General features: G+C 40.8%; 9 protein-coding genes. 6 read left to right on the forward strand and 3 right to left on the reverse strand.

The genetic code is table 11. From position 1 onward, the window contains the following. Positions 1 to 96: 96 nt before the first annotated feature. A complete protein-coding gene (locus F0226_RS20740; RefSeq protein ID WP_171737410.1) occupies positions 97 to 1,368 on the reverse strand; it encodes an aromatic amino acid transport family protein in 1,272 nt (423 codons plus the stop codon). Between the two features lie 360 nt (positions 1,369 to 1,728). Here F0226_RS20740 and F0226_RS22715 point away from each other — a divergent pair, with 360 nt between their 5' ends. The 3 genes from F0226_RS22715 to F0226_RS20750 all read left to right on the forward strand — a co-directional run bounded on the left by F0226_RS22715 (position 1,729) and on the right by F0226_RS20750 (position 3,972). Next, on the forward strand, positions 1,729 to 1,857 hold the full coding sequence (locus F0226_RS22715; RefSeq protein ID WP_301338167.1) for a hypothetical protein: 129 nt from the start codon (positions 1,729 to 1,731) through the stop codon (positions 1,855 to 1,857). Positions 1,858 to 2,030: 173 nt separating this feature from the next. Then, positions 2,031 to 2,642: an ACP phosphodiesterase gene (locus tag F0226_RS20745; RefSeq protein WP_171737411.1), complete on the forward strand. Its 612-nt coding sequence runs from the start codon at positions 2,031 to 2,033 to the stop codon at positions 2,640 to 2,642. 58 nt (positions 2,643 to 2,700) lie between these two features. Beyond that, complete coding sequence (locus tag F0226_RS20750) at positions 2,701 to 3,972, forward strand: DEAD/DEAH box helicase (RefSeq protein WP_171737412.1); 1,272 nt, start codon at positions 2,701 to 2,703, stop codon at positions 3,970 to 3,972. A gap of 102 nt (positions 3,973 to 4,074) precedes the next feature. Here F0226_RS20750 and F0226_RS20755 read toward each other — a convergent pair whose 3' ends face one another. Beyond that, on the reverse strand, positions 4,075 to 4,809 hold the full coding sequence (locus tag F0226_RS20755; RefSeq protein ID WP_171737413.1) for a TetR/AcrR family transcriptional regulator: 735 nt from the start codon (positions 4,807 to 4,809) through the stop codon (positions 4,075 to 4,077). A gap of 157 nt (positions 4,810 to 4,966) precedes the next feature. Here F0226_RS20755 and F0226_RS20760 point away from each other — a divergent pair, with 157 nt between their 5' ends. Genes F0226_RS20760 through F0226_RS20770 form a run of 3 tightly spaced genes read left to right on the forward strand, consistent with a single transcriptional unit; the run spans position 4,967 to position 10,148 of the window. Then, complete coding sequence (locus tag F0226_RS20760; protein WP_171737414.1) at positions 4,967 to 6,040, forward strand: efflux RND transporter periplasmic adaptor subunit; 1,074 nt, start codon at positions 4,967 to 4,969, stop codon at positions 6,038 to 6,040. Next, the gene (locus F0226_RS20765) at positions 6,040 to 7,095 is read left to right on the forward strand and encodes an efflux RND transporter periplasmic adaptor subunit (RefSeq protein ID WP_171737415.1); all 1,056 of its coding nucleotides are present in this window, start codon (positions 6,040 to 6,042) and stop codon (positions 7,093 to 7,095) included. Before F0226_RS20760 ends, F0226_RS20765 begins: the two co-directional genes overlap by 1 nt. Continuing rightward, the gene (locus tag F0226_RS20770) at positions 7,092 to 10,148 is read left to right on the forward strand and encodes an efflux RND transporter permease subunit (protein ID WP_171737416.1); all 3,057 of its coding nucleotides are present in this window, start codon (positions 7,092 to 7,094) and stop codon (positions 10,146 to 10,148) included. Before F0226_RS20765 ends, F0226_RS20770 begins: the two co-directional genes overlap by 4 nt. A gap of 263 nt (positions 10,149 to 10,411) precedes the next feature. Here F0226_RS20770 and F0226_RS20775 read toward each other — a convergent pair whose 3' ends face one another. Then, entirely contained in the window at positions 10,412 to 11,149 is a 738-nt protein-coding gene (locus F0226_RS20775) for an EAL domain-containing protein (protein ID WP_171737417.1), read from the reverse strand. Positions 11,150 to 11,450: the final 301 nt, after the last annotated feature.

Genomic DNA, 11,450 nt, shown 5'->3' on the forward strand with positions numbered 1-11,450 from the left:
ATTAGTATAGAACTAACAGAATAGATGTGTACTACTTTGTAGTAAAAAGGCTTCTAGTTTAGAAGCCTTTGCAGAGTCAACTATGGTGCTTAGAACTTAACCGAGTGAAGGTAACAACCCGAATGTGATCATTAATTGAAACCCAATGATAAGGACACCAATACCTCCCGCCATAATCAGAGATTTAGAACCTCCGCGTACTTGGTATAAAGATTGAGTATGTGGATTACCACCAGTTCTACTATCTAAAGTAGAGGAGCTCTGTGATGTTGCCATCGCTAAAGTGTCAGGTTTATTTCGCACTTTATAAACCATGATCGTAGGTAGCAAAATTGCCAATACAGCCAGTGCAATTGCGGCATAACCCAGTGCAGTGATAAATCCTTGAGGGTAGAACAAAGCGAACCCCAATGGCGGTACGAAGGTGATTATCGCTGTTTTTACGCGTTTAGCGCTGCCTAAATGCTTGCCCATCGAGTCTCCCATGAACTCAAAGAGCCCTAAACTCACACCAATAAATGAAGTTAATAATGCAAGATCTGCAAAGATCCCCACAATTACACTCAAATTAGATTGTTGAACGGTCTGTGATAACGAGACAAGCAAGGCGCCTAAACTTGAATCTGCCAACAATGTCTCTTGGCTAACCACTCCTAAAGTCACGCCTTGCCAAAAGATGTAAATGATTAGTGGTAAAGCAGATCCAATAAGCATCACTTTTCGTAAAGATTTTACGTCACCATCTAAATATTTGACGATAGATGGAATGCTTCCGTGGAAACCAAATGATGTAAAAACAACGGGAATTGCCGCAACAATCAATCCTTGCTGAATAGGCATGCTTAATAAGTACTGTGAAGTAATATTTGGAGCTAAAAAGCTAAGTACTAAAACCATTGCAATCAACTTTAAACTAAATAGCACGCGATTGACTTTATCAACACTGTGCGTACCAATCGTAACCACAATGGCAACGAGCAGAGTGAAGACTAGCGTAGTCAATTGGTTATCAAGGTTTAGATTGAATAGATCGAATATACGTTGGTTAAATTGAGATCCGCCACCAGCAATATAAGCCGCACACAAGGCATAAAATAGGAACATAACAGCAAAGCTTGCTACCCATTTTCCTTTTGTCCCAAGAATCTTCTCAGCTAATGTATGTAATGTCGCATCGTTATCTGCGAACTGATGCAATTCAACCATCAGTAAAGCGGTAAATGCCATTAATGCCCAAAGTATCAGCATTAAAATTAAAGAAGTTGAAAAACCAATCCCAGCAGATGCGAGTGGTAGAGCTAACATGCCCGCACCAATTGTCGTGCCAGCAATGATCAAAGTACTACCAAAAACCTTCGATTTATTCATTGTATATAATTCTTTACGTAGAGGGTTTGTATGAGTGGATTAAACCAGAATTAATTGAACTAATGACCGATATAATCTTATATGGTTCTATTTTGTAGAACTTTATCGGATATTACAACTATAAATGTAATATAAAATATCCACTGTAAATTTATATTTACGATTTTGATAGGGGTAGTCGAAATGATAGAAAAGCAAACGATTTACCATGATCTTGTTCATAAATATAAATTTATGAGATTGGTCTTGTCTTAAAACTGTCATATATATTGGATACAACTAGTTTAATAAAAACTACTGGTGAAAAACGTTATCAGTAAATGGACGCTAGGTCCTAATCAAGGAATAGAAGGGCACAATATGAGTGACCAACATACAAACGAAGAAAACTTGGAATTGCTAGATGCCATGGAAATTGGAATCCAGCTATCAGATTACGAGCAAATGGTTCAACAACTCGCAGAGGATATCTTTAAACCTGCTGAATAACTCTCGCTGAAAACACCTCGTTTAACCTGAACCTCTTAAAGTTCGCTAGAATTACATCATCGAGAGGCAAGCTTTTTAAAGTTACAAGCTTATACTCTATGTCTTATATCTGCTGTTAAGATGATGCATACGTCCACAACCGTATACGATTAAGCATTCTTTAATGAGGTTCAATGAATTTTCTCGCCCATCTTCATATCGCTCAGCATTGCAAAAGTAGCCTTGCCGGTAATTTACTGGGAGATTTTGTTAAAGGCGATCCTTCAAAACACTATAATCCTGAATTATGTGCTGGTGTTAAGCTTCATCGTTTTGTTGATAGCTTTACAGATACTCACGACATAACAAAGCAGTGCAAACGCCTGTTTTCAAATGACGCTCGCCGATATTCACCAATTGCGTTGGATGTGTTTTGGGACCATTGCCTCGCTCAGAATTGGTCAAAATATCACTCGCAACCGTTATCAAATTTTTGTCAAAACTCACATCTAACTATTCAGCAAGAAGTCGAACCGCATTGGTCTGAAAACTTCGTTCTTGTTCACGAAAAAATGAGCCAAGGTCGTTGGCTTGAGTCTTATCAAAGCATGGAGTCGATTAAAGTCGTTCTGCAACGCATGGCTCTAAGAAGGCCGAGATTAGCAGCATTGGCACATTGCTTTGAAGATTTAGATAAGCACTATATTTCGCTACAGTGTCACTTTGAATCTTTCTATCCTATCGTGTTGAAGAACGCCTACAAATTCAATCAGCTTGAAATACAGAAAAATAATCACGAAAGCTAAACAGTTTCATGCAGGTTTGCTACAATCCGCGCCTATTTAATCTTTGAGCAACTTATATATGTCTGAATCCACCAAATCCTTTGATCAACTTGGCTTAACTGAGCAATTATTGTCGACGTTATCTGAGCTGAACTTTACAACGCCCACCAGCGTTCAAGAGCAAGCGATCCCATTGGTTTTAGAAGGCAAAGATGTTCTAGCCGGCGCACAAACAGGTACTGGTAAAACAGCCGCGTTTGGCTTACCTATTATTCAAAGATTAATTGAGACAAAAGATAATGTGATCCCTAACCCTAAGTTAGTACGAGCATTGATTTTAGTGCCGACAAGGGAGTTAGCTCAGCAAGTGTTTGATAACTTAGTGAGCTACGCGCAGGGAACGGAACTCAAGATTGTGGTTGCCTACGGCGGCACGAGTATGAAAGTGCAGACAGACAACTTGAGAGCTGGTGCAGACATTCTTGTCGCCACACCTGGTCGTTTGATCGATCATGTTTTTACTAAGAACATCATGTTAAACCAAACTGAAACCTTAGTTTTAGATGAAGCGGATAGAATGCTTGATATGGGGTTCTTGCCGGATATTAAGCGTATTTTGAAGCGTATGAATGATGTTCGTCAGACGCTATTCTTCTCGGCAACCTTCGATAATAAAATTAAAACGATTGCTCATCGTATGATGCAGACACCTAGCGAAATTCAGGTAACACCGAAGAACAGTACTGCTGAAACGGTCAAACAAATTGTTTACCCAGTTGATAAAAAACGTAAAAGTGAGTTACTTGCTTACCTAATTGGCTCTAAAAACTGGCAGCAAGTTTTGGTATTCACTAAAACAAAGCAGGCTACGGATGATCTTGTAAAAGAATTAAAGTTAGATGGCATTAAAGCCGCGTCTATTCATGGTGATAAAAGCCAAGGGGCCCGCCAGAAATCACTAGACGATTTTAAATCAGGGAAAGTGCGAGCATTAATCGCAACAGATGTGGCAGCTCGCGGTATCGATATTCAACAATTAGAGCAAGTTGTTAACTATGACATGCCTTATAAGGCTGAAGATTATATCCATAGAATTGGCCGTACTGGTCGTGCTGGCAACAGTGGTCTTGCCGTTTCTTTAATGGGGCGTGATGAAGAGTACTTGCTGGAAGCTATAGAAACTTTACTTGGTAATAGACTTCCTCAAGAGTGGTTAAAGGGCTTTGAACCAAGTTTGGTTGATGACTCTGCACCAGAGCGTGGCGGTCGTGGTAAAAGCCGTTCTTCTGAAAAAAGAAAGATGAAAGCGAAACTAAAAATTCATCAAGGTCGTGGTCAGTCACGACGTTAATCCTTAGAGAATACACATACATATAAAAACGCCGTTACTCATCATTCAGTAACGGCGTTTTTATTAGAATAAATCGTTCATTAATCAAATCAACTGACAAAGTTAGTGTTGGTCGTGGTTGCACTTCCAAACACATGGGACTTCATAAATCAGTTCCTCAAGGCTATTAGGTTTAAGCACCCATTCATCATCTATTCTAAATTTGCTGACCATCTGCGAATTGAACATCTCCCAATGCTTCATTAATGCATCTTCAGGAGTAGTTTTCATATCACCTTCATTCCATGTGCTTTCCATAAATGGGGTCAGACAAACAGCACCATTGGCGTACATGATCATCTGCCATTTTATTTCGAAAATATTGATTAGGTTGTCTGGATTCGCTTCGTTGTAGTGATCAGCCAACATGTTGATTTCATATTCAAGGTCGCCCACATTGTCGATGAAGTAATCAACCAGATTGTCTGTTTGACGAACGGAATCAGAGAGCAACTGTATAGGTCTACGCGAATGAATCATGTTGGTGAAAAGGCGCATAGCAAACAAATAAATGGAGATGTTTGGTGTAATGTTTTTTGGTAGTTCTTGCATTATTTTACTAATGTAAGATTGGAAATACACGTGCAAACAATCGCTGATAGCATGCCAAATCTTTTCTTTACTACCAAAATGGTGACGAATAAGGCTGTGGGATACGCCTGCTTTTTCACTGATATTTCGTAGGGATACACGCTCATAACCTAAGTCGCAAAACATCTCCGCGGCAACTGTCATAATTTGAAAGCGTGTTTCTTCAGCGTCTTTTGCGCTTCTTCTACCTTGCTTCTTCTCTGTCATATCGAATTTCTACATTAGTAATCGCTGGAATACATTCTACACTGTTTTTCTTCTAAAAAAAATACTGCACACGTGGAAAGTAAAACTTGTTTAATGTCTCAATTTCCATATACTGCACACCTGTGTAGTAAATTATAATTATAAATGGAGATGCAGTATGCACCCCAATATGTCTATTAAGTTAATCAGCACTGCGTTTATGGCGTTGTTGCTCAGTAGCGCTCTTACCGGGTGCGATAAAGCTCAATCTGAAGAAAGTGAATTAGTTGTCAAACCAGTAAAGCTGTTTGAAGTTCCCCAGCAGACTGGCATGGCTTTAGATAGCTTCATTGCTAAAATTGATGCAACCGACCGTGCAGCGCTTTCATTCCAAGTAGGTGGAGATATTGAAACTTTCTCTGTGCGAATGGGGCAAGAAGTAAAGAAAGGTCAAGTGTTAGCTGTGTTAGATGCAACAGACTTCCGTATTGCGGTAGATGCTGCACAAGCCAAATTTGATTTAGCGAACAGTCAATACAAGCAAGCGTCAGAGCTGTACGAGAAAAAACTAGTCAGCACTGATTACTACGATCAAGCTGTGAACACCTTTACTGCTGCTGAAGTTGAGTTAGACCAAGCCAAAACAAACCTTGGCTACACTACATTAGTTGCACCATTTGATGGCGTGGTTTCAATGGTCTTTGGTAAGCAATATCAGTTGATTGCAGAAAAACAGCCAGTACTTAATATCTTAAATCACAGCGAAATGGATGTGACTTTCTCAATTCCGGTATCGAAGCTTGAAGATCGCTCTATCCAAGACTTAACAAGTTCAAACATGTGGGTTGTGATGGATAGCCACCGTGGCATTCGATTCCCGACGCGCTTTAAAGAGATTTCAACCCAACCAGATGAAGACACCAACAGCTACCAAGCGGTTGTGTCCATCAAAAAGCCTAAAGATATTAATCTTCTTTCTGGTATGACTGCGCAAGTTGAAGTTCAGAAAAACAAATCTGAATACGGTATTGGCATTGTTGATTCAGCTTGGCTAAGCAAAGACGAAGATAGCGGTGAATTATGGCGCTATAACCCAGTTTCTCAGCTGATCTCTAAAGTACAGGTCACTTTAGATAGTAACGGCAAAGTGATTGAAGGGCTGGCTTCTGGCGACCTTATCGTAGAAGCGGGTGTAGATGTGTTATCAGATGGACAACAAGTAAAAGCTTGGTTACGTGAGGGCGGTATTTAATGAACCTTTCCAAATTATCAGTTGTGGTTGTGTCAGCGTTGTTGCTTCAAGCTTGCAACAATGAAGTCGCACATCGTGAGCAACCTTCTCTTTTAGTTTCAACTTTTGAAGTAGGCGCACCACTAACAGATCAATTCCGAAGTTTTAATGGTCAAGTTATGCCTGCAGAACTGACACCTTTGGCATTTAAATTGTCTGGTGAAATTCAGCAAGTATTGGTTGAAGCGGGCGATAAAGTAGAAAAAGGGCATTTGCTGGCGACTTTAGACAACGCCACTTATCTACAAGATTTAACGGATGCTAAATCTCAGTTCCAACTTGCGAGCAAGCAACTGGCTCGTGGTACAGAGATGTTTGGTAGCAAGATGCTGTCTCAATCTGAACATGACCAGTTGACAGCTAACTATAAGTTGGCTTCTGCTAATTTGGCTGCGGCGAAACGTAAGCTGAGTTATACCGAGCTACTGGCACCTTTCTCTGGAACGGTTTCAACAGTCGATAAGCAACGTTTTGAAAATACGACACCAGGTGAAACACTCTTAAGTGTTTATCAGAACGATAAGGTGTATGTGCGAATTCAAGTGTCGGATTCTATTCTGGCATCTATTAGCCCAGATATGCGTTCAAACAGTTATCGTCCTGATGCGGCTTTTAGTGGTCACACCGGAAATTACCCACTGACTTATTTAGAACACACCAGTGAACTGCACCCACAATCTCGTACTTACGAATTTTGGATGCAAATGCAGCAACCAGAAAGTGAAATTCTTCCAGGAACTAGCGTTACAGTAAATGTCGATATGGCAAAAGCCGGTCTTAGTGATGTTCAAGGCTACCAATTACCGATGACAACGCTGCAAGCGGGCGCTGAAGGCAATCAGTTTTATGTCTGGAAAATGGAAGACGGACAAGCATACAAAAGCGCAGTTGAAGTTGACAAGATCAGCGGTCAAGGGGCACTTATTGCTCATGGTGTTGAGCAAGGTGAGCTACTCGTAAATTCGAATCTAAGAAAACTCCGTGACGGAATCAAATTGTCAGGAAAAACAGAATGAACATCGCAGAATATTCAATAAAGAACAAAGTTATTAGCTGGCTATTTCTAGTCATTTTAGCCATTGGCGGTGTGACGTCTTTTGGTAATCTATCCCGTTTAGAAGATCCAGCTTTTACCATTAAAGATGCAATGATTATTTCAACATACCCTGGCGCTACGTCAATGGAAGTTGAAGAAGAGCTGACTTATCCACTTGAAAAAGAGATACGACAGCTTCCTTATATCGACAAGATTACCTCAACTTCGTCGAATGGTATGTCTCAAATTATGGTCAGCATGAAGATGGATTACGGTCCGGATGAGCTGCCACAAATTTGGGATGAGATGCGTCGTAAGATTAACGATCTACAACCTATGCTTCCAAGTGGTGTTAACTCTGTTCAAATCATCGATGATTTTGGTGATGTATTTGGCGTGATGATGATGCTAACGGGTGATGGTTACGATTACGTTGAGCTTAAGCAATACGCCGATTATCTGACTCGTGAAATTGAATTGGTTGAAGGCGTAGGAAAAGTAAGCATCGCTGGGGATCAACAAGAGCAACTTTTTGTTGAGATGTCTTTGGAAAGATTAGCAGCTCTGAACCTAGATATGGGAACAGTGAATTCACTATTAGCGCAGCAAAACAATGTGGTTGCGGCTGGTGAAGTGATGCTGAATGGTCAAAGCTTAACGATTAAACCTAACGGTACACTTAGCACTGTTGAAGAGTTAGAGAACCTAATCATCCACGGTCGTGATACGGGTAACTTGATTCGTTTGAAAGATGTGGCTGACGTTACTCGCGGCATTCAAGAAAAACCAGGTAACGTCCTAACTTACAACGGTAAGCCTGCTATCAATATAGGTATCGCATTTTCATCAGGCGTAAACGTTGTTGAGATAGGTAAAGCCCTTGATGCAGAAATTGATCGCTTAGAGAGCATCAAACCTGCCGGTGTAGAATTAAATTACTTCTACAATCAAGCGCAAGAAGTAGACAAATCGGTGGCTGACTTTCTAATCAGCCTAGTAGAAGCCGTGGCTATCGTTATCATCGTACTGCTTTTCGCGATGGGCTTACGCAGTGGTTTGATCATTGGTTTGGTACTGCTACTGACCGTATTCGGTACGTTCATTCTAATGGACTACAACGATGTCGAATTGCACCGTATCTCGCTAGGTGCCTTGATCATCGCACTCGGTATGCTGGTGGACAACGCGATTGTTGTCGTTGAAGGTATCTTGGTTGGCTTGAAGAAAGGTAAAACTAAACTACAAGCCGCTAAAGACATCGTGACACAAACACAATGGCCACTCTTGGGTGCAACCATTATCGCGATTACAGCCTTTGCACCTATAGGTTTATCGAAAGATGCAACAGGTGAGTTCATGGGCTCATTGTTCTGGGTACTGTGTTTCTCGTTGTTCTTGAGTTGGGTAACGGCGCTAACACTAACGCCATTCCTAGCTGAAATGCTGCTTAAAGAAGAAGACAAAGTCGATGAGAACGAGGACCCATACAAAGGTATTCTGTTCGTTGTATTCGGTGCGTCTCTGAAATTTGCATTGCGTTTTAGATGGTTAACTGTTGTCAGCATGATCGTATTGCTCGCCGTTTCTGTGGTTGGTTTTGGTAAGGTGAAGCAACAGTTCTTCCCGCCATCAAATACACCGATGTTCTACGTAGATATGTGGATGCCAGAAGGTACAGATGTACGTGAAACGATCAAGCAGACTGAAAAGGTTGAGAGCTACATTCGTCAAGAAGACGACGTAGAGTTTGTATCAACAACGGTTGGGCAGGGCATGCAACGTTTCGCGTTGACATATCAACCAGAGAAAAGCTACGAAGCGTACAGCCAATTACAAGTAAGAACCACTGACCGTGACACCATGTTTAAGGTGCTAGCAGAGTTAGACAAAAACTTAGCGAACGAATTTGAGCAACCAACGTTCCAGTTCAAACTGATTGAATTTGGTCCGTCACCGGCTTCAAAGATTGAAGCGCGTATTATCGGTGCTGATCCTCAAGTATTGCGTAACATTGCAGTTGAAGTTGAAGACGTATTACTTGCCGATCCAGGCTCACGAAATGTTCGTCACGATTGGCGTGAACGCACTAAAGAGCTAGTGCCACTGTTTAACGAATCAAAGGCTCGTCGCCTTGGCATTTCAAAAACTGACCTGTCTGAGACGTTACAAATGGCGTTCGGCGGTTACAACATCGGTTTACTGCGTGATGGTACTCATATGTTACCTATCGTGGCGCGTTTACCAGAAGAAGAGCGTTTTGACTTTGAATCACTGAACAATGTGAAAATTTGGAGCCCATCGCTACAAACTTACATTCCTGTTGAACAAGTGATTGATGGAGTAGAGCTTCAATGGTCTGAGCCACTGATTCAACGTCGCGATAGAAAGCGTACGTTAACCGTACTGGCTGACCACGACGTACTTGGTGATGAAACGCCAGCAAGCTTGTTTGCTCGTATGAAACCAAAGGTAGAAGCATTAGACCTGCCAGAAGGCTACAGCATCAGTTGGGGCGGCGAATACGAAAGCTCAAAAGATGCACAAGAATCTCTATTTGGTTCACTGCCAATGGGTTACTTGCTGATGTTTATCATCACTATGCTTCTGTTTAACTCGCTTCGTAAGCCACTTGTGATTTGGTTTACGGTACCACTCTCTATCATTGGTGTTTCGATTGGTCTGTTAGGGACTAATATGCCATTCAGCTTCACAGCGTTCTTGGGCTTGCTAAGTCTAAGCGGCATGATCTTGAAAAACGGTATCGTACTGCTTGACCAGATCAACACTGAACTCTCAACAGGTAAAGATCCTTATCTAGCAGTAGTAGATAGTGCGATAAGCCGTGTTAGACCTGTTTCAATGGCTGCGCTAACCACCATTTTAGGCATGATACCTCTGGTATTTGATGCATTTTTTGGCTCGATGGCAATAACAATAATGGCTGGCTTAGGCTTTGCTACGGTACTTACGTTAATCGTTGTACCAGTGATGTTCGCTATCTTATATAGAATCAAACCATCCACTGCCGGATAAAAGGATTTTTAATCTCGTGATTCTTTAGCCAACCCAGTCGAAAGACTGGGTTTTTTTGTAACTGATATAGTTGTCAAACATCGAGACTGGAGATATGAATGAATTTGTTGTGGGAGATAAGGTTTTAAAGCAGAGTGCTCGTTTAATTACTGAGATTTAGTTTAAGTGCGGAGCATTTATAAAATAAAGCTTAGTAGGCGAGGGGAATAACACTCACCCACAAAGCTGGACTCTAGGAAGCCAGAAGTTTAGTAAAACAGGTACTAGCCAGCTTGCTGAGTATTTAAATTAATTTTTTCAGGCATTGCGAGGTGGTAGCCCTGGTACATATCAAACCCAAGGCTTTGCATCGCTTTGAGCTGCTCTGGTGTTTCAATGCCTTCAATCACAGTCTTTGCGTTCATTTTCTGTGCTAGAGACAGGGCTAATTCTATTTTTTCTGAATTACCTTGCTCAAATTCAAGCATGAGAGAACGGTCAATTTTGATAATGTGCGGAGCAATTAGCTTAACGCGACTAACCGTTGAAGCATTCGAGCCAAAATCATCGATGGCAATTTGAAAACCATTATCAGCGAGTGAACTTGCAGCAATTTTTAGATTGGTTTCACACTTAGCATCGAGCTCAACAAGCTCCATAACAATCTGGCTGCATGACAAATTAAGCTCAACAAGACGGTTAGCTAAGAGGCTATTACTAACGTCTTCAACAGCAAATAACTCACCGACATTAGGTAAAACATTTAAGAAAAGATGAAGTTGGGAGATATCTGACTGGGCAAAATTTCGAATGTGAATAACACGGCTCAAGCGCTCGACATTGATCTTATCTGTATTGCAGGTTGCGTCGGAATGAAAAAACTCGTCAGGACGAACGATGTTGCCTTTGTCATCAACAATACGAACCAAAGCCTCAACACCAATTTGAGTCATTGATGAATCAAAAATTGGTTGATAAACACTTCTCAGCGTCAAATTTTTGTAATCAGCCATAAACTGCATATCGTCATCGACGTAAATGCAGCTTATAAACTCACTTCTCTCACTTAAAATCATAGTTTAATACGCTACAAGTAATACATTACAATGGTAAAGCCATTGTCTAAATAAGTGTCACAATATTGACACGTATGAGTGAATTGTCAATTAATAAAGCCCTAAAATGGATATTTAGAATAACAGCCCATTTAACATGCTTAATATGCAATCACATCTCATAAAAGTTACGTTCTAATTGATGTGTATTTCCATATAACTTTGCATATTTATATATAACATTAAAATGATTGCTTGATATATAGGG

The sequence above is a fragment of the Vibrio sp. 99-70-13A1 genome (genome assembly GCF_013114625.1).
Lineage (GTDB): Bacteria > Pseudomonadota > Gammaproteobacteria > Enterobacterales > Vibrionaceae > Vibrio.